The organism is Paenibacillus sp. MDMC362, assembly GCF_003269305.1.
Taxonomy (GTDB): Bacteria; Bacillota; Bacilli; order Paenibacillales; family Paenibacillaceae; genus Paenibacillus_AQ.
Window position 1 is genome coordinate 95,949 of record NZ_QLYT01000044.1, and the last position, 18,273, is coordinate 114,221.

General features: G+C 51.3%; 18 protein-coding genes. 3 read left to right on the forward strand and 15 right to left on the reverse strand.

Features of this window, described 5'->3' with window-relative positions; genetic code table 11:
• Window positions 1-141: 141 nt before the first annotated feature.
• The 7 genes from DP091_RS22075 to DP091_RS22105 all read right to left on the reverse strand — a co-directional run bounded on the left by DP091_RS22075 (window position 142) and on the right by DP091_RS22105 (window position 6,597).
• On the reverse strand, window positions 142-1,848 hold the full coding sequence (locus DP091_RS22075; protein ID WP_113060288.1) for an amylo-alpha-1,6-glucosidase: 1,707 nt from the start codon (window positions 1,846-1,848) through the stop codon (window positions 142-144).
• A gap of 366 nt (window positions 1,849-2,214) precedes the next feature.
• Window positions 2,215-2,907 (reverse strand): YqeB family protein, encoded by a 693-nt coding sequence (locus DP091_RS22080; RefSeq protein ID WP_113060289.1) that lies wholly within the window; start codon window positions 2,905-2,907, stop codon window positions 2,215-2,217.
• Window positions 2,900-3,499, reverse strand: a complete 600-nt coding sequence (locus DP091_RS22085) for a TetR/AcrR family transcriptional regulator (protein WP_113060290.1) — start codon at window positions 3,497-3,499, stop codon at window positions 2,900-2,902. The genes DP091_RS22080 and DP091_RS22085 overlap by 8 nt, the downstream gene beginning before the upstream one ends.
• Before the next feature lie 167 nt (window positions 3,500-3,666).
• Complete coding sequence (locus DP091_RS22090; protein ID WP_113060291.1) at window positions 3,667-3,864, reverse strand: hypothetical protein; 198 nt, start codon at window positions 3,862-3,864, stop codon at window positions 3,667-3,669.
• Window positions 3,865-3,885: 21 nt separating this feature from the next.
• Window positions 3,886-5,094, reverse strand: a complete 1,209-nt coding sequence (locus DP091_RS22095; protein ID WP_113060292.1) for a hypothetical protein — start codon at window positions 5,092-5,094, stop codon at window positions 3,886-3,888.
• Window positions 5,091-5,558, reverse strand: a complete 468-nt coding sequence (locus DP091_RS22100; RefSeq protein ID WP_113060293.1) for an RNA polymerase sigma factor — start codon at window positions 5,556-5,558, stop codon at window positions 5,091-5,093. Before DP091_RS22100 ends, DP091_RS22095 begins: the two co-directional genes overlap by 4 nt.
• A gap of 520 nt (window positions 5,559-6,078) precedes the next feature.
• Complete coding sequence (locus DP091_RS22105; RefSeq protein WP_113060294.1) at window positions 6,079-6,597, reverse strand: TetR/AcrR family transcriptional regulator; 519 nt, start codon at window positions 6,595-6,597, stop codon at window positions 6,079-6,081.
• 243 nt (window positions 6,598-6,840) lie between these two features.
• Here DP091_RS22105 and DP091_RS22110 point away from each other — a divergent pair, with 243 nt between their 5' ends.
• Window positions 6,841-7,311, forward strand: a complete 471-nt coding sequence (locus DP091_RS22110; protein WP_113060295.1) for a DinB family protein — start codon at window positions 6,841-6,843, stop codon at window positions 7,309-7,311.
• Between the two features lie 124 nt (window positions 7,312-7,435).
• On the opposite strand, the gene DP091_RS22115 is transcribed toward DP091_RS22110, so the two are convergent.
• The 7 genes from DP091_RS22115 to DP091_RS22145 all read right to left on the reverse strand — a co-directional run bounded on the left by DP091_RS22115 (window position 7,436) and on the right by DP091_RS22145 (window position 15,210).
• Window positions 7,436-8,167: a nucleoside phosphorylase gene (locus DP091_RS22115; protein ID WP_113060296.1), complete on the reverse strand. Its 732-nt coding sequence runs from the start codon at window positions 8,165-8,167 to the stop codon at window positions 7,436-7,438.
• Window position 8,168: 1 nt separating this feature from the next.
• Window positions 8,169-8,843, reverse strand: coding sequence for a sulfite oxidase-like oxidoreductase (locus DP091_RS22120; RefSeq protein ID WP_113060297.1), 675 nt, complete (start codon window positions 8,841-8,843; stop codon window positions 8,169-8,171).
• A gap of 91 nt (window positions 8,844-8,934) precedes the next feature.
• Complete coding sequence (locus tag DP091_RS22125; RefSeq protein WP_113060298.1) at window positions 8,935-9,858, reverse strand: ABC transporter permease; 924 nt, start codon at window positions 9,856-9,858, stop codon at window positions 8,935-8,937.
• Window positions 9,842-10,909, reverse strand: coding sequence for an ABC transporter permease (locus DP091_RS22130; protein ID WP_113060299.1), 1,068 nt, complete (start codon window positions 10,907-10,909; stop codon window positions 9,842-9,844). Before DP091_RS22130 ends, DP091_RS22125 begins: the two co-directional genes overlap by 17 nt.
• Entirely contained in the window at window positions 10,909-12,402 is a 1,494-nt protein-coding gene (locus tag DP091_RS22135) for an ABC transporter ATP-binding protein (RefSeq protein ID WP_113060300.1), read from the reverse strand. The genes DP091_RS22130 and DP091_RS22135 overlap by 1 nt, the downstream gene beginning before the upstream one ends.
• 69 nt (window positions 12,403-12,471) lie before the next feature.
• Window positions 12,472-13,509, reverse strand: coding sequence for a BMP family protein (locus tag DP091_RS22140; RefSeq protein WP_113060301.1), 1,038 nt, complete (start codon window positions 13,507-13,509; stop codon window positions 12,472-12,474).
• A 348-nt stretch (window positions 13,510-13,857) separates the two neighbouring features.
• Complete coding sequence (locus DP091_RS22145) at window positions 13,858-15,210, reverse strand: MATE family efflux transporter (RefSeq protein ID WP_113060302.1); 1,353 nt, start codon at window positions 15,208-15,210, stop codon at window positions 13,858-13,860.
• A 211-nt stretch (window positions 15,211-15,421) separates the two neighbouring features.
• Here DP091_RS22145 and DP091_RS22150 point away from each other — a divergent pair, with 211 nt between their 5' ends.
• Window positions 15,422-16,696, forward strand: a complete 1,275-nt coding sequence (locus tag DP091_RS22150) for a chitinase (RefSeq protein ID WP_113060303.1) — start codon at window positions 15,422-15,424, stop codon at window positions 16,694-16,696.
• Between the two features lie 124 nt (window positions 16,697-16,820).
• Here DP091_RS22150 and DP091_RS22155 read toward each other — a convergent pair whose 3' ends face one another.
• Window positions 16,821-17,186, reverse strand: coding sequence for an MmcQ/YjbR family DNA-binding protein (locus tag DP091_RS22155; protein ID WP_113060304.1), 366 nt, complete (start codon window positions 17,184-17,186; stop codon window positions 16,821-16,823).
• A 211-nt stretch (window positions 17,187-17,397) separates the two neighbouring features.
• Between DP091_RS22155 and DP091_RS22160 the strand changes: the two genes are divergently transcribed.
• Window positions 17,398-18,153 (forward strand): YheC/YheD family protein, encoded by a 756-nt coding sequence (locus DP091_RS22160; protein WP_113060305.1) that lies wholly within the window; start codon window positions 17,398-17,400, stop codon window positions 18,151-18,153.
• Window positions 18,154-18,273 lie beyond the last annotated feature (120 nt).

The following is an 18,273-nucleotide window of genomic DNA, read 5'->3' on the forward strand; positions in this document are numbered from 1 at the left end:
CGAGCCCGACCTTGATACCGCTTTCATTATAAACCCGAACAAAGAGCTTGTAATTAGGCGGCAAATGGAAAATGAGAGAAAACGGAAAAAGCACCTCCCCCGCAAGGTACAAGCCCGGGAAGATGTGTTTGTCCGTCATCGTTATTGGGTGTATTCATGTGCAAGTATCAAAAATACACTGGAAGTCCAGGTGAACGCCCGATCGCGCAGCCCCGCTCCGGTCAGGGCATCAAAATTCTCGGCCATGCCGCTGAGACTGACCATCCGGCAGTATCGCTGCGCAATCTCCATCGCCAGCTCCTTATCGCCGGCCGCCGCCACCCCTTCGACCAGCAGCATCGTGGAGGGAGCCCAGATCGGTCCGCGCCAATATCCGTCCGGCTTATAATATGGGCTGCTTACGCTTTCGGTAGCCCAGCCGTTGGTCGTCAGGAATCGGCTTTCATCCCGAAGCCCCTCCAACAGTGCCGTGCGGATAAACTCGGGAAGGCGTTTTCCCAGCAGGATGGGAACGAACAGCAGCAGGCTGTCTCCCTCGGATACCTCATGCGTTCCCGAACGGCAGGCCGTGAACCGGTCATCCTTCCAGAAGTGCCGTACCAAACGCTCCAGCGTATCGTCCGCTCTCCGTCTCCATTGACTCGACTCCTCGGTCAGGCCCAGCAAACCCGCGATTTCAGCCAGCGTCTCCATCTGAATAATTAAATAAGCGGCAAGGTCAGGGCTCTCAACGGGGATGCCGTTATTAAACGCCGTGCTGTTGTCCCAGCCTGAATCGTTGCCGTGGTTATACTGGGGAATGCCGTCGCCGTCATGGTCCCGGTGCCTGAACCACCACTCCGTCCATTTGGATAATGGGCCATACACCTCGCGCAGCTGGGCCTCCTTAATGAAATCGGTTCGACGCATCATCCAGGCCAGCGTCCAGCCGTGAATCGGCGGTTTGTTGCAATTCCAAAGCTCGTATTTATCGTTCACGAAGTCCGGGATCAGGCCGCTCTCATCCTGCCGGTCAAAAAAGATCATGAACTGATCCCAAGCCAGCTCCGGCTGATGCCGCACGAGGGCCATCGCGTTAAAGCAGTTGTCCCAGCTCCAGATGTTGGTCATCCAATTCTTGGACATATACATGGCTGGGCGGGTTAAACAGCCTTCGGCCGGAACTACGCAGGACCAGGTAATATAGGCAGCGAGCTCCCTAGCTTCCTGCCACCGCTCAGAGACGGTCAGGGTATTGTTCAACCAATCGGCATAATCCTCGCGAACGCTTTCAACCGCATCGTCGAAGGACTCCCAGTCAGTGCGCGGCGTCATGACGGTCATGAACTCTTCTACGGCGAATTCAGCCGTATCGGTTGCAGTGTCCACGGAGAAGTCGGCGGTCACCTGTGAGCTCTTGATCTCGTTCCATTCGACCTCCATGCTCATCTGGCCAACAAGCCGGGTCAGCATGAAGCGGCAGCCGTGCGTAAAGCTGTTCACTTCCCAGCTGTCCGGATTTGTCTCGTAGGCGTAGTCATACGCTGCGGGGAAAAAGGTAAGCCTTATGCCGCAGCCTTCCGCGCGGAATCGGACGGTCCGGGAGTCCGATATGCATATGTCCGCATGGCCTTCCGAATCGGAGGCCGTTAGCCTGATTTTGTCGGGTGATGCTACAGGTTCAAAGGGAACCGGCTCGTTCTGCCGGTTTAGCAGCTCTATCAGAAACGCCTCGCCAAACTTGTCATCCCCTCCGCGGACGGTTCGCAGGTATAGTCCTGGTCTGCGATCCTTTGCCGCGGGCAGAAGGGAAATTGCCAAGAAGGACTCTCTACGGCTGAAGGGTACGATATTCAGATCAAAATTCATAAGACATCTCCTTCGCTGAAGTATCGCTTTCATTGTAAAACTTCTCATGGGAAGAGAGGACTGCCGGATGTCTTGCCGTTAGAGGGATATTGTTTGCCGTATGCTTAACTGAGCGGGAGAGGTGTCATTTTGTTCGATAAGAAGGGGGACAAAATGTAAGACAAACCGAAGCGACGCGAAGATTCTATAAAAACGCAGATGATCGCATCATCGGTTTATGGCTGACAATGGCGATCATCTGATTTAGCCTGGCGACTACTGCCATCTGAATGAACCGCTTGTCGTTCAGCCGGGATTATACGTTTCCTGTATATAGTGAGCCATTATGTCGCTATGATGGCTTTGCCTGCTATAGCTGCTGAGGTGCTATGGCCTCAGGCCATGCTGCCTCCAATACTGTTTTTTTCCGTCATCCCGCACCGTAATGCCCAGCTTCGAAAGTTCCCGGCGCAGATCGGCTGCATCCTCTTTATCCTCGTTCTCCATCGCCTTTTCCCGTGCGAGGAAAAGCGCGTTCATGGCAGGCGTCAGTTCCGGCGAATCAGCAACCCATCTGATGTATTCCTCGGCGAACGGATCTTGGTCTCTCCAGGAGTAACCGTGCCGTTTGAAGGCTTCAGCCACTGCATCCCGCTTGGCTTCCGGTTTCTCCCGATAGAGCTCCTGCCCCTCCGTGCCCAGCAGGACAAGCTGCTTGCCATCCAGAAAGACCGCTGAAACCTCTTCTCTCGCAAAGGTTCTTTCAGCTTCACGAATGCGGAGTGTAATCTCCTTATCCGATAGTCGAACGGCAAGACTTTCTTTAATGGCAATGTGGGAGAGCACCATGCCCGCAAGCAGGCCCAGAACAGCGGTTACGATGACGATCCAAGGTCCCTGTATGGCTGTGATTAACTCCAGCGGTCCTTGAAAAGGCACCCAAGCCTGACCCGTTGCCCAATCCGCAATCGCAGGCAGGAACCAGCCGACCACCGCGCCTAATAAAGGCGGCACCGCCCAGACCAGCATTCGGTCTGCCCAGGATAATCCGAGATCACTGTATTCCATCCCGTTATTCAAGGGTATCCGCTCCTTTCCTAAGGATACTGTTCACCGCTTCCCTCCATATCGCTTGGTAATCCAATCGAATATCCATCATCATATAACTCGTGATATTATCAATGACCAGTGCCAGCACATACGCCTTGGAATCTGCCTTTTGCCGCTCAATGATCCCGAAGTCTGCGCCTAACCGCATCAGTTCCCGAAAGCCGTCCAGGAACGATTGCTGCATGGCGATCACCCGCTGGCCGTAATTGGCACTCCGGCTTGCGGTCAGCATGAACTCGCTCAATAAGCGCATCATCGGCACAAAAGCCTCTTCCTCCTCCGGAAACATACGCAATCCCCCTTGATACAGCTTCTCCGCGAAGTTACGCTCGTTCATTTCGGCCAGGGAGAAATAATGATCGAAATGATAATCGCTGAACATATAATCAAAGACGCGTTCCACCAGTTCATCCTTGGATGCAAAATGGTAGTAGATCGACGGTTTCGTAATGCCCACCTCGCCGGCAATCATCGCGAGACTGGTCTTCTCAATGCCATGAAACGCAAACAATCCGATGGCGGCCTCAACGATTTGCTGCGAGGTCAAGTCTTTCTTTTTCAACTATAATTCCACTCCTTTTTTTAACTACCGATAGGTAGAATTTTAAATCACAAGATATAATGCGTCAATATTTTTTAACTATCGGTAGGTAAAAAAATAAAAATCGCCGACGTTTACCGCGTCGACGATTCGTTTAATTTCGTTTGGTGCCCGAATCGGCTCACCGATTAAAGCATTCTTCTTCCCATCATGATGATGGTTTCAAGCAGCGACTTCCACTTTCCTTCGACTGTACGTGCAGCCGCTGCGGCGTGGATCGCTTCATTGCGTTTAGCGCGCCATTTCGTTGCCATCCGGCATCGTTCCAGTTCCTGACGGAGATCGCGAACATGCTGTTTGGCAATATCTTCATTATTGATATTCATGGTTTCATTCCTCATTTCTTTTTATAGCGACAACATTCCGACATTACCAATACCTGCAAGCTCCTCTTCCGTCCCCTTCACTATAATACTTCCATTGTTTACCCGAAGGTAAGGGTACAAAATGCCTTTAATTCTTTTTTCCCCTACAACGACTTCGCCAAAAAGATCCAGGGAGGACACCGAGGCCTTAATATCTTCCTCGGTGACGTCATCGTCAAAGGTCAGCGTCCCGTCAACGATGAAGTTCGCAGCCTGCCCCAAAGCCGCCAGCTGATCCTTTGACCAGGTCTCCTCGCCGCTGATGAACACGAACAGCCGCCCGTAACTTACGATTTCGGTATTCAGGTTAGGGCAGCGCTCCCAAACCAGGTCCTCGATCTCTTCACCGCAAATGATAAACGAAGTTGATTGTATCTCCGACACGGCCTGGCTGAAGGCGTCCCGAGTCACGTCTGCCTCGAGAATGAGCGGCTTTTTCGTGTAGAGCTTATGATCTTTAAAGCGCCGAACGGTTCTTGCGTTTAGCCTTAACGGTTTGGTTACATATTCGAACCCTGTCGGGATCACCTCGACCAAGCCGTTTATCGTTTTCAACTTTTCGTAGAAATATGGGGATTGATGTTCATGGATAATCGCCTTGCCGTTAACTTGAATCCTTTCAATCCGGGCCTTGAACTGCTCCATATCCAGCTCCTTATCCAAGTGAACCATGCCGTTCAGGACCAGCTCCATAGGCTCGCTGCTCGAGGAAAGGTATGCATTGTTCAACTGCACTTTCCCGGACTCGAACCTGGGTTCGTAATCGTAAGCGTGAATCTCCGCGCTGGCGCCTCCCACTTTGAGGAGTGCAGAGGTAACGGCAGCGGCCAGATGCCGGGGAGCGTAGACCTCGCCGTTGACCACCAGGTGCAGCGTCCCACTCTGGAATGCTTCGAGGGATACTCCTTTATCGATGATGACCGTACCGTTAACGAAGACGCGATCCGGCTGCTCCAAGAGCCGGAAATATTCCTCGTCCAGCCGCAGCGTGCCGCTGTAATAACGGTGTCCCTCGGGAATTTCAATCGTCTTGCCAATATTGCCTGTGTTTTTCAACAGCGTGAGCAGGTGTGCCGTCTCTGCCCGGTATATCACAAGACCTACGTTACCGATCCGTTCGATGCTTGTTACGGTTTCCTCCGTTGCCTGCGTAAGATCCAACATTCCCACATTTTCAATGATTTTGCTCATTTCATATCTTCCTCCCATAGTTTTCTCAATTTTTTGATGGCGGTTTGCAATTTGTACCGAACGGTGGCTGCCGGCATGCCCAGCTGCTCGCCGATTTCCTGGCTGGACATTCCGAGCCAAAATCGCTTAAACACGATGTCGCTCTGCGATTGCGGCAAACGGGCGAGCCATTCCGTCATTTCTATATTGCGGCTTGAAACGGGGAGCTCGGCGACGTCCAGGTCATCCTCCCACGATACGAGCCGCTTCTCCTGGCGGCTAATATCGATCATGCGATTTTTGACGACTCTGAAGAACCAGGCCTTCTGCTTGTGAATGGGCAGAGCTGCCAGGTTCGGCTCCTTGATGGCCTTCATAAAGGCATCCTGGACCAGATCGTCCGCTTCGTAAGCATGCTTGGCGATGGATTTGGCATAACGCTGGACATCGTCCTTCAGATTTTCATAGAGATCACATACCTGCATTAGCCAACCTCTCACTTTTCGTTTTGTCTTTTCTGTTAATATAACGTTTGGGCAAAAGAAACTGATGGATAGTCTTGAAATTTTTTTCGTGCCCATAAAAAAACACGCCAACCGTCTACGCAGTCAGCGTGTTTACCTATAATTAATCCCACATGGAGAACAACACCAGCAGAGTGGCTATTACACCGAGCAAGACCGTGTGCCTGGAAAACCATATCGAATGTATTTCTTCCTTCATACTTCATTCCTCCTTATTGTTTTCATTTAACCTAATCATTCATCTTCCCTGATGGCTCAGTCCCACCAGCTAAGCACACTTACCAGCATAACCGCTACCAAGAAACCGTCCATAAATTTGAGCTGAAGTTTAGCCAAATTGGATTCACCTCCTTTAAAGAGTCAACGAGTAATCTGTTATTGATTGATCAATTATAATAATTTATAAAAAAGTGCCCCTATCCCGCCGCGCACCAGCCTTGAGGTACGCGGTGAGGCACTTCAGAGCGCGCCATGGCATGCTCTATCTTATGGGCATCATATTCGGCATATCCATCGCCATAGCTACATTGCACAGCATGCCCCGGGCCAGAAAATCGGAGGTTTTCTTGTCGGCATCCTCAAATCCCGCTCGCACAAAGGCATTCTCCACGAGATCCTTCACCTCATTCATTCCCTGCTGCATCGCTTCGCGGATGGGCGCTTCCTGAATCGTCTGCGCCTGCATCTGAAGCAGGATCTCGCTGCGATGCGATTGCACAATCCCTTCGTATGCCTGAATCAAACCCAACTCCAGATTCTCTGGCGAAGCGGATTCGATCACCGCTTGGAATGCCTTCACAATGCGCTCCCAGGAAACAGCCAGCGATTCCACAAGCAGCGACTCCTTGGTAAAGAACCGATAGACGTAAGGCTGGGATATCGCTGCCCGTTCGGCAACCTGAGCCGTGGTCGCGCGATAATACCCGATTTCTGCAAACACTTCGATGGCTGCCGCCACGATATCATTGCGCCGATTCGCAGAGGTTGACGCTCTAGCCATTTCTTCCCCTCCTTTCTTTCATTTCGATCCATTATTGATTGACCAATCACTAATTAAACTCAGTATATACGGTACGCTTTACTTTTGCAACTGCTTTTTCCAAAATTATTAAATTCAACATCGGGCTATAGCTTAACGCGTAGGGAAGGAATCCGCTATTTCTTATCGAACTGTTTTATGGACCGCAAATTAAGTCGCATCATTCAAGACATTTATTCTGTGATCGATCAAGGAGGACAAATCATGAGTCATGAAGGTCAACAGCTATTCGAACGATGGCATAAACACCGTACGGTCTTGCTTCATCTGCTGCAGGACGTTCAGAACGAGCATTTGGATTATAAACCGTGGGAGAACGCCTATACCTTGGGCGCATTAGCAGTTCATATTGCGGCGTCCTCAGACATGTTCCTGCGCTCCATTGTAAAAGGCTCGTTCTCTCCACCCTCTATTTCCACCGAATTCGAAACCATCGATGACATTAGAAATATCGTGCACACTTCGACGGAATCGACTACAGCGGTTTTTAATGAATTGTCCGACATCCTGCTGGAACAGCCGCTGGACTTTAACGGGTTCGTTGCCCCAGGAAAAGTGTGGCTGAGCAACATGGTCGACCACGAAATCCACCATAAAGGGCAACTATTCACTTATGTTCGAGCTGTGGGTATTGAGAGGGTTCCCTTCTTCACGGTCCAGCCGTCCAAACAGTAAAGATGGGTATGAGTGTGGATTTGCAGCTGCAAGTTCCTGATACTCCCCGAATTCATCTCACGCAAAATAAAAAGCCGGGTCTCCTGCAGCTTACGCTCAGGAAACCCGGCTTTCTTACCCCTTACTAACCCTGCTTCGCCAGCTTCACCACAGCCTGCAAGGCCGTGTTAATTTCGCGTTCCACCGCGTCGGCAACCACATTCGTGTTCGGGTCGTACTCAGCCGCGAGATCGGCGTCGGCAAAACCGTCCATAGCGACAATCGCGCCGGCGCGAACGCCGCGGATCGCCGCAACGACGTACAGTGCCGCAATTTCCATCTCAACGCCGAGCGCTCCCGCTGCTTTATACTTCTGGTGCGGTACTTCTTCAACGCCGTTAAAGAACACGTCCAGCGTGACGGTAATCCCCTTGCGCACCACGCCTGCGCCAATTGCAACCGCGGATTTGTACAGCGCCTCCGCTACCTGACTGTCTGCAACCGCTGGAAAGCCGTCCGGCACGAGCTGTTTCGTCAGGCCATCCGTGCGGATCGCAGCCGTGCTGACAACAAGGCTTCCCGCGGGGGTATCCGCCCGATAAGACCCGGCCGTGCCGACGCGAATCAATGTCTTCGCCCCCGCGCGGATCAGTTCCTCGAAACAAACCGCAGCTCCCGGACATCCGACGCCGTGGCTGGTTACCGCGAGTTCAACGCCTTCATACGTTCCCACGAAGGTGCGGTACTCGCGGCTGAACGCGAGCTCGCGCGCGTTTGTAAGCTTGCGGGAAATGGTCTCCGCACGCTTGGGATCGCCGCAAACGATCACAAATTCCGGTATATCCTCTGAGTTTACTTGCAAAATAGGCATCAACATATTAGTCAAACTCCTTATGTGTCCATTCATCTTCAGGTATATCCAGCGCCTCGCCGCTAAACCGCTCTTCCTTGAACGGATCCGCTTCATTGTGGAAGCCGTTTCGTTCCCAGAAGCCCGGACGGTCTTCCTTCATAAACTCGATGCCGCGCAGCCATTTGGCGCTCTTCCAGAAATAGCGATGCGGTACAACCGTACGCAGCGGCCATCCATGCTTGTCCGTAAGCGGCTCGCCGTTAAAGCGATAGGCCAGCAGCACATCGTCCTTAAGCAAATCCTCGATGGGTACATTCGTATCGTAATCGGGATCGGCATGAAACATGACGAATTTGGCATCCGGCTTGATCTTCAGCCCCGCCAGGAAATCCCGGAACAGGATCCCCTCCCATACCGTATCGAATTTGGACCAGCGGGTAACGCAGTGGATGTCCGCGTTCACGGTCACCGTTGGCATCGCCAATATATCTTCATAAGAAAACGTCCGTTCCTCTTCGACTTCCCCGAACACCTTGAGCGTCCATTCCGACATGTCGTAATGAGGAACCTCCCCCTCGTGCAAAATGGGGAACTTCTCGGTCAGCGTCTGCCCCGGCGGCAGCTTGGCACGCTGCTCCTCAGTCAGGTTGCTCACCGCCACCGGCTTCATTTTTTTCAATCGTTCTGCCTTTTTGTGCACCAAGTTCATCTCCTTTACGCTTGATCGCTGTCGCATCCGCTTATCGTTTGGATGACTTCAATCACAGGTCGTCGCGGCGCGGCATACGCGCCTATCTGGAGCTGGATCCCTGCTTCAGCGCATCCTGCTGGAAGCTTTTGTCCTTAAAGAAGAACATCGCCAGAATCGTTACGACATAAGGCAGCATCTGCGTAAAATGCGTTGGCAGCGCCAACCCCTGGAACCGGATGCTGAGTGCATCCATAAAGCCAAACAACAGGCTTGCCGCCGTTACCCCAAGCGGACCCGATTGGCCCAGCATCGTGGCGACGAGCGCGATAAAGCCGCGTCCGGCCGTCATGCCTTCCGTAAACATCGTCACTTGCCCAAGCGACAGCTGCGCGCCGGCAAGTGCACATAACACGCCGCTCGCCAGCACGGCTCCATACTGATACCGTCTTACACGAATGCCCACGCTTTTGGCAGCGAGCGGATTTTCGCCGGCAGCCAAGAACCGGAAGCCGTTCTTCGTGCGATAGAAATAATACCACATGAGGCCCGCAATCAAAAACGACAGATAGACAAGCGGCGTCAGGCCGGCCAGAATGGGACCGAGCACCGGAATATCCTCGATAATCGGAATGTTCCATTTCGGCAGCCCGACCATCGTATTATCATAAAATGCGCCTTTAACATCAAAAATAGCCCGTAAACTAAACGTGGTCAATCCCGCAGCCAACGCATTCATCGCGATACCGACCACAATGACGTTCGCCTGCAGATTGATGCTGAGATAAGCAAATATAAAAGAAAAAATCGAAACGATCGCAATCGCGAACAATATCGCATAAAAGACGTTGCCGAAGAAGTGGTTCCCCACCACGGCAGAGAAAGCTCCGAGCAGCATAAAGCCTTCCAGGCCGACATTGAACAATCCGACGCGCGAACACAGGGCACCGCCGAGGGCCGCAAGCAAGATCGGAGTGAGCACGCGGAGGGCCGAGTTGATTAAAGCAAGATCAAACAGCTGTTCCATCGGATTTGTTCCCCTTTCTGCGCTTCAGGAAGCTGTATGTGAATCGGGCGGAGATAAAGAGAATCAGAACGGCTTGGATGATCGCTCCTACCTCAAGCGGCACTTCCGTATTCCGTTCCACGCCCATACCGCCTGTCTGCAGCGCGGCCAAAAAGATCGATGCAATCAGCGTGCCGATCGGATGCGATCCTGCCAACAATGCAGCCATAATGCCCGTCCAAGCATAGTCGGCCGTAGATAATGCACCATCGATATAACGATACTGGGAGCCCAGAATTTCAACGGCGCCGCCAAGTCCGGCCAAGCCGCCGCTGAAGAACATGGCCCCAAGCATCATGGGACCGCGTTTAACGCCCCCAAACAGGGCAAACAGCGGGTTGCCGCCAAGCATCCGCACCTCGTAACCAATCACGGAGCGCTTCAGCAGAACGAATATAATCAACGCAGCCAGCACAGCGAGCACAAATCCTACATGCAGCGGCATGCCGGAAATCAGCTTTGGCAGCCACACGCTGTTATCCAGCATTTCGGATTGAGCCATCGCAGCCGAGCCCGAACGGTCTTTCAGCGGATAGGCAACCAGATAGCCTGCAAACAATACCGCCACATAGTTCAGCAGCAGCGTGGAGATCAGCAGGTTCACCCGGAACCGGGCATCAAAATAACCGGCCATCACCGACCATAATCCGCCTGCGATAACACCGGCAAGAATCGCAACGATGCACACCAGCCAGCCGGGACCCGGCATGTACAATCCGACCAATGCGGCAGCGAGTGCGCCAAACACCATCTGACCTTCCGCGCCAAGGTTAAAGAAACCTGCACGGAAGGCAAACGCCGCACCCAGACCGATCAGAATGATCGGGGTCGCCCGGGACAGCGTATTCGTGAAGAAATACATGCCGCCGAAGGCACCCTTCCACATCTCCGCGTAAGTCTGCAGGATATCGCCGCCGGCAATCATGATGGCAATGGCACCGGCGAGCAGCCCCACCATGATGGCGGCGATCGGCTGGAGCAGCGGAAGCGTAAATTTTGTCCATTTATTCATTACAAGATTCCTCCCGCCATCAGCAGTCCCAATTTCTCCTCTGTCGCTTCCTTCGCCGACAGCTCGCCCGCAATCCGGCCTTCAAACATAACCAGAATGCGGTCGGACAGCTTCAAGATTTCCGTTAATTCCGACGATACGAGCAGAATTCCCGTGCCCTCTTCGCGCCGCTTAAGCAGTTCGCCATGAATCGTCTCCATGGCACCGATATCAACGCCGCGCGTCGGTTCGGCTGCGATCAGGAACGGAGTTCCCTGCTCCAGTTCCCGTGCGACGATCAGCTTCTGCAGATTGCCGCCGGATAAATACTGCGTGCTGGTCTCCAGGGAGCCCGTCTTGATCGAGAACTTCTGAACCCATCCGGAAACCAGCTTACGAATGTCCTTCAGATTGAGGAAGCCGCCCTTCTGCAAGCGGCGATGGTGACCCATAAGCCCGGTATCCATAACGGTTGCCGTTCGATTAGCACCCCACACATACCGATCCTCGGGAATATGAGCTAATCCCTGCTCCCGTATTTCTCTTGTCGACATGCCGGTTACGTCCTTGCCCGAGACGGCAATCCGCCCGCTGTCCGGCTGAGATAGACCGGAGATCACCTGAAGCAGTTCGGACTGCCCGTTGCCGGAAATACCGGCAATCCCGACAACCTCACCCGCACGGACATCCATATTGATGCCGTCCAGAATCGGCTTTCCTTTCGTACCGCGGATTGAAACATCCGATACTTCCAGCACCTTCTCGCCCGGCGTGACCGGCTTACGGTCCAGCTCCATGAGTTCACGGCCGACCATGAGACGGGAAAGCTCATGGGCATCGGTATTCCCCTTCTCCACCACGCCTGTGACGGCACCGTCACGGAGCACCGTGATGCGATCAGCCACATCAAGAACTTCGTTCAGCTTATGACTGATCAGAATAAAGCTCTTTCCCTGTTTGGAGAGCTGTTTAATGGCATCCAGGAGTTCCTGCACCTCAAGCGGCGTCAACACGCCTGTCGGCTCATCCAATATAATGATCTCGGCGCCTTGATACAGCACCTTCAATATTTCAACCCGCTGCTGCACGCCAGGCGCGCTGCTGCTTACGATTGCGCGGGGATCCACCTTCATGCCATATTGATCACAGAGAGCCTCAACAATCTTCACGGCTTGCTTGCGGTCAAACCTGGCACCTGATCCCGGCTCATTGCCGATCACGATATTCTCAGCGATTGTAAACGTAGGAAACAGCATGAAGTGCTGGTGCACCATGCCGATTCCGCCTTGGATCGCGTCAAGCGGGCTTGCAAACGACACTTCCTTGCCATTCAGCCGAATCGTACCCGAGGTTGGCTGCTCCATCCCGTACAATATCCGCATCAGCGTCGTTTTGCCTGCACCATTCTCCCCGACAATCGCATGAACCTCACCCGCGCGCAGCGAAAAATCAATGCCGCGGTTTGCGCTAAACTCGCCATACTTTTTCGTAATATTGTCCATCTGGAGTAGCATCGAGTCATGCCTTCCTTTCGCTTCTGAATGAAAGACCGACTGCTCATGTGCAGCCGGTCCAGGTGAGAACTAATTTTGTTCCAATGCGTTGGTTACTTTAATCTTTCCGGCGATAATATCGTCGGAAATCACCTTAAGCTGATCCACGATGTCTTGTCCAATGAATGGGTTAAGCGGCGTTTTGCTCTCATGCGTAACGTAAGTGAGACCTACAGCGCCTTCTTTCAGACCGTAGTCACGAATATCGAAAGTATATTTACCCTCTGCAAAATCTTTAACCGTTTCGTACACAACAGCGTCTGTACCTTTCAATTGCGCAAGCACCACATGCTCAGGCTCCGTGTTGTCCGTATCTTGTCCGGAAGTGAAGAAGCCTTTTTCTTTCGCTGCTTCGAACACGCCCAGATCGCCTACAGCGGACATACCCGCTACGAAATCCGCACCCTTGGAGTTCTGCAGAAGCGCAAGTTCCTTCGCCTTAGCCGGGTCGTCGAATCCACCAACGAAGTTAACGAAAATTTCAATATTCGAATTGACCGATTTCGCGCCTTCCTCAAAGCCGGTCATGTATTTGTGCATAATCGGAATGTCGTTGGCCACAACGTTACCGATCTTGTTCGTCTTGGTTGCCAATCCGGCAGCCGCCCCAAGAAGGTAAGCAGCTTCATGTTCGCGGAATCCGACGCTGCGGACATTCGGCAAATCCACTACCGTATCAATAATGGCAAAAGGCACGTCCGGATTCTCCGGTGCAACCTTCTTCAGTGCATCTTCCATCTGGAAGGTGGATGTAATAATCAAATCATATTTTTCGGCAACCGCCGTACGCAGATTTTGCTCAATCGAAGCCGGGTCTGTCGATTCAATCGTCTTCACTTCGACATTGAAATCGGCAGCAGCCTTCTGCAATCCTTCGTCCATCAATGCAAAGAAAGGATTCACGCCGATCTTCTCGGGGAGAACAAGGGCAATGCGTTTCTTATCTTGAGATCCTTCAGAACCGCCATTAGCTGCACCACTGTCAGTAGACTTATCATTATTGCCGCAACCTGCAAGCAATCCAACGGATAATACGAGTGTTAATAGAATTGACCATGTCTTTTTCATTTCCTGACCTTATCCTCCTAATTGGGCACTTTTTATACTATTATCCTATGGTATAGACAAGCAGATGTCAAAACAAAAATTTTAGCGTTTTATGTAGTTTAATGTGTTTTTTAGCAAAAATTTGGTGGAAAACTGCGGATATCACAGAACATTACCTTGTCCAAATGTCGATAATGTTCGGAATTTGCCAACATTTGATCAAACGTTTTCGACAACGAGCAGGATGAAAACGCATTATTTTCAAATTCTCGGTATCCTACAAACATACCTGCAAAAAAAAGAATGCCTGAATGGCATCCTTTTAAACCTTGATTTCTATTTAGCAGTACGATCTTCCTCAAGACTCCATCATGAGCTGAAGGATCGTATCCACTTGAATCGGTTGACCTTCACGATCGCCACAAAACACTTCAGAATCTGATCGGACTTCAAGCAAATGAATATGGCGAGCGGTGATAAATGGAACACAAACGCGCATAATGCCGATGATGGCAGCACGATCAGCCACATAAAAATCAAATCATTATAGAGCACAAAGCGGGTGTCTCCCCCGCTTCGCACAATGCCCGTCAATGCCGGCATCTGATAAGCCGTTCCGACCACGGTGATCGACAACACCGTCATGAAATGCAGCGCGAGTGTCTTCGCCTCATCGGAGATGGAGTAAAAGCCCAGCACGAAATCCTTAATCACAAACAGCACGGCGCCCGTCAGCAAACCAAGAAGGATATACAGAATCTGCAGCGTTTTGGCATAGGATATGATTTTGTCCATTAAACCTTCTCCGATGGTCTTCCCAATCAGCACAGCCGTTGCACTGGCCGAAGCGTATACGATGACTGTCACCATCTGGAAAATCGTTGTGGCAATGCTGTTGGCGGCGATCGCCGATTCTCCCATATGCCCCAGGATGGCGGTTTGTGCCGCCATGGCAAGCCCCCATATCGTGTTGGACATCAGAATCGGGGAGCCTACGCGAATGTACTGTTTGAAGAGCTCCATATTGAACTGCAGGAAATCCTGCATTTTTAACAAGATTTTACGGTCGAACCGCTTAATATAAACGATCACGATCAAGCATTCAAGGATTCTTGCCGTCAGGGTGGCGATAGCCGATCCGGCCACGCCCAGTTCAGGAAAACCCAAATAACCGTAGATAAGGATATAGTTCAGGCAGATGTTGATTATCAAGGTCGATAACGATACCACAAAGCCGATTTTTACCGTTTCCACGCTTCGCAAGGAAGCCAGCAAGGAATTGGTGACGGCAAAGAAGATATAAGAGAAACAGATGATTCGTAAATAATCCACGCCGGCGGCGATGACATTCTCTTCCTTCGTAAACAAAGACAATACCTCATGCGGGAAAAAGAACACGATTATCCATAACACAATACTGAGGAAGATTGCCATGCGCATGCCGATGCTTGCCGCTTTTTTGATGGAGCCTAAATCTTTCGCTCCCCAGAATCTGGATGACATGATGACCAATCCTTCGCATACGCCCAAAACCAGCATGTGCAGCAGGAATTGGATCTGGTTCGCGAGGGCAACGCCCGATAGCGCCGATTCACTGTATCCTCCCAGCATGACGTTGTCCGACAAATTCACGCCGACCGATATCAGGTTCTGCATCCCGATGACAAGCGTAAGCCAGAAAAAACTTTTGTAGAACCCTTTTTCGCGAACAAATAAACTCATGTCAGTTAACCCTTCTTCGTCTAAAAGATGATGAATCTCTAATATATATGAAATAACGCATACCAACAGAACAAAATGAAGCGAAGCATCCTTTCCATAGAATCATAGATTCATAGAATCAAATACATAATAACATTATAATGTTTTTACTAACATACCGTATATAGGATGGCAGTGTAATCCAATCCCAATGATGCAGAGGAGAATGTGTATGACCGTATGGAAATATCCGTTATCTCGCAAGATGGTCCAGCGAAGTATGATTGCAGCCCTCGGCGCTGCCCTCTTCATGCCCCCGCTTCATGCCTTTGCAGCCGATGAAGCGCCCCAAACCGATGCATCTTCCACTCATTCGGCAGCCAGCACAAGATCCGGCGCCTCGGTCCCAGCACAAATCGCGGAGAATCCAATCGATTCCCTGGCGATCGGGGAGCACAGGCTGATCAGCCGCAAGGAGATTGACCAGAACTGGGACGGCCTTGATCCGGATTACACACCGGAGAAGGCGATCGCAGCCGTTAAAGCGCTGCTATCGGTGGATGACTTCGAGGCGTTGTTCCCTTACCGGCTAGGTTCGGCGGAATGGTTTAATGTCGCCCGTGGCAAAGAATACTTCAAAGCCGATCAGACGGACTATTTCTCATACGATAATCTCATCAACGCGGTCGCGGAGGTCTCCAATCTCAAGATCAAGATCAGCACGCGGCAAGGAACTCGTTCCGCACAGGAGATTTACCGATTAGACAAGGACGCCCGCGTTGAAACACTCGTTGTCCGTTCAGCTGACTTCCATTCGGCTGAGAACCTTAACAAAACGACTGAAACCGTTATCATTGATGGCGGCACTTTCCTAAAGGAAGGGTTCAAGAAGGACCGTAAGCGCGAACTGGCAGCCTTCCTCGCCAATCTGTCCCACGAGACGGGCGGAGGCTGGGCTACCGCCCCGGGAGGACCGCTCCGCTGGGGTTTGTTCTGGAACGAGAACATCGCCGGCCGGACTGGCGTTAATAAAGACGCCTTCGTCGATCCTGCCAGTGCTGAGCTATATCCCGGAACACCAGGCAAACGCTATTATGGACGGGGACCGATCATGCTCAGCTGGAACTTTAACTACGGCCTGTTCAGTTCCATCATCTATGGAGACAAAAGCGTGCTGCTGGACCATCCGGAGATCGTTGCCGCTGACGGTAAGATCGGCTACATGACCGCCATCTTGTTCTGGATGACGCCGCAAGACCCGAAGCCTTCCGCCCACGACGTCATGGTTGGCAGATGGAAGCCTTCCCCGCTCGAGAAGTTCAGAGGGCTGGGCGATCCCGGCTTCGGTACGACCGTGATGGTCTTGAACGGACTGGAAGCCAACCTCGGTGAAACCGAGGGCAGCCCGGTGCAGCGGCGCGCCGGCCATTACCGCGATATTACAAGCCGTATGGGCGTTGATATTACCGGAGAGAAGGTAGATACGTTGGGAATGAGACCATTCTGATACGAAACCTTCCTGAAGATAGGTTGGAACAGGTTTAATGGTATCAGCTAATCATCGCCCTCTGGCAAATGGACGTTTTCCTGCCTCCACTCTGCCACAGGGCGATGATTCATTTCAGCAGGCTTTAGACCAGCCGCTGAGCGATTGCAACGCGCTGAGCTTTCGGTAAGCTCTTGAGCACCAAATCATAGGAATGATCAATCATATCGTGCAGGTCCGCTTCCGTTAAGGAACCATCCACGGCAACCGTATTCCAATGTTTCTTGTTGAGATGATATCCGGGCTGCACCGCGTCATGCTGCTGACGCAAATTCTCTGCGATCACCGGATCGCATTTCAGGGATATATGGCTGACCTTCTCTCCTGCCGTTATGGTAATCAGGGCAAACATTTTGCCCCCGACTTTCATGACGATCGGAAGCGGTCCGAACGGATAGTCTTCGGTTGCAGCTTTCTTGGAAAGACAGTAAGCAATGAGTGGACTTCGCACCTGGAAATTCTCTCCTTCTAAATCAGATCTATTTGATTATAGTAGAGTATTTTCCCTGTTCAATCTAGTCACAGCAGTCTTATTTATCATCATATTATTTTCGATAAAAAATTTTTTTCAAGTACATAGCTTGGTTCAAGGCCAACGTGGAGGCTTGCTCTACTTTTTCGGCATATGCTGAACAAAAAAGAGAGAGGTGAGCCTCTTAACTATGAAATATAAAAGCAGTACCATCAAAAGCAAATGGAAGAAAACAAAATGGTTAAACGAAGATTCTTATTTCAGACAATACGTACCGCACACACTGCCGTTCAGCAAAAAAAACCTGAACGCTATGCTGGCGGAATACACCACGGTTTTCTTCAAACCTACGGATGGTTCAGGTGGTGTAAACATCGTCCGAATCCGCAAAACGGACGGGGGCTACCAAAGCCAGCTGAATACCAAGAAAACGTCGTACTCCAGCTCATCTCAATTGTACCGTGATCTGAATCGCTTTGCCGGGAGCAGACCCTACCTGCTGCAAAAAGGAATTCAGTTGGCCAAAAGTAATGGCAAGCCATTCGATATCCGGGTAATGGTCCAGAAGACTAGTCAGGGAGCCTGGGTGAGTACCGCCTTATTCACCAAAGTCGGCAACCCTAACAAAGTCGCAACCAATTATAATCAGGGCGGCACCATTGGAACGTTCCGTAAAACGATGAAGGGCACTAATTTCAACTCGGCCTTTACCCAGCAGCTGGAGTCCGAACTCAAAGGACTTGGCGTGGCCGTTGGCAAAAACTTTGACCGCCATTATCGCGGTTTCAAAGAGCTGGGACTCGATGTAGCTGTGGACTCCAATGGCAGACCATGGATTCTCGAGGTGAACACCAGACCGCAAATTTATCCGCTCAAAACGTTAAAGGATCGGAGTCTGTACCATAAGGTTCTCTCTTACGGAAAGCATTATGGGCGTACGAAATAATAAGGATAAACCCTTCTCGCACAAACAAAACTGCCGGGCTTAGTGCCCGGCAGTTTTGTTTGTGCGAGAAAGTCTCGACAGCTATTTTTTGTACATTTAATTCAACACGACACCGCGTTA

What these genes read in the sequence shown, in the direction of transcription:
- DP091_RS22075 (WP_113060288.1), bottom strand. Translation starts at nt 1,848, where the DNA reads ATGAATTTTGATCTGAATATCGTACCCTTCAGCCGTAGAGAGTCCTTC.
- DP091_RS22090 (WP_113060291.1), bottom strand. Translation starts at nt 3,864, where the DNA reads ATGAATATCAATAATGAAGATATTGCCAAACAGCATGTTCGCGATCTC.
- DP091_RS22095 (WP_113060292.1), bottom strand. Translation starts at nt 5,094, where the DNA reads ATGAGCAAAATCATTGAAAATGTGGGAATGTTGGATCTTACGCAGGCA.
- DP091_RS22100 (WP_113060293.1), bottom strand. Translation starts at nt 5,558, where the DNA reads ATGCAGGTATGTGATCTCTATGAAAATCTGAAGGACGATGTCCAGCGT.
- DP091_RS22105 (WP_113060294.1), bottom strand. Translation starts at nt 6,597, where the DNA reads ATGGCTAGAGCGTCAACCTCTGCGAATCGGCGCAATGATATCGTGGCG.
- DP091_RS22110 (WP_113060295.1), top strand. Translation starts at nt 6,841, where the DNA reads ATGAGTCATGAAGGTCAACAGCTATTCGAACGATGGCATAAACACCGT.
- DP091_RS22115 (WP_113060296.1), bottom strand. Translation starts at nt 8,167, where the DNA reads ATGTTGATGCCTATTTTGCAAGTAAACTCAGAGGATATACCGGAATTT.
- DP091_RS22125 (WP_113060298.1), bottom strand. Translation starts at nt 9,858, where the DNA reads ATGGAACAGCTGTTTGATCTTGCTTTAATCAACTCGGCCCTCCGCGTG.
- DP091_RS22130 (WP_113060299.1), bottom strand. Translation starts at nt 10,909, where the DNA reads ATGAATAAATGGACAAAATTTACGCTTCCGCTGCTCCAGCCGATCGCC.
- DP091_RS22135 (WP_113060300.1), bottom strand. Translation starts at nt 12,402, where the DNA reads ATGCTACTCCAGATGGACAATATTACGAAAAAGTATGGCGAGTTTAGC.
- DP091_RS22140 (WP_113060301.1), bottom strand. Translation starts at nt 13,509, where the DNA reads ATGAAAAAGACATGGTCAATTCTATTAACACTCGTATTATCCGTTGGA.
- DP091_RS22145 (WP_113060302.1), bottom strand. Translation starts at nt 15,210, where the DNA reads ATGAGTTTATTTGTTCGCGAAAAAGGGTTCTACAAAAGTTTTTTCTGG.
- DP091_RS22150 (WP_113060303.1), top strand. Translation starts at nt 15,422, where the DNA reads ATGACCGTATGGAAATATCCGTTATCTCGCAAGATGGTCCAGCGAAGT.
- DP091_RS22160 (WP_113060305.1), top strand. Translation starts at nt 17,398, where the DNA reads ATGAAATATAAAAGCAGTACCATCAAAAGCAAATGGAAGAAAACAAAA.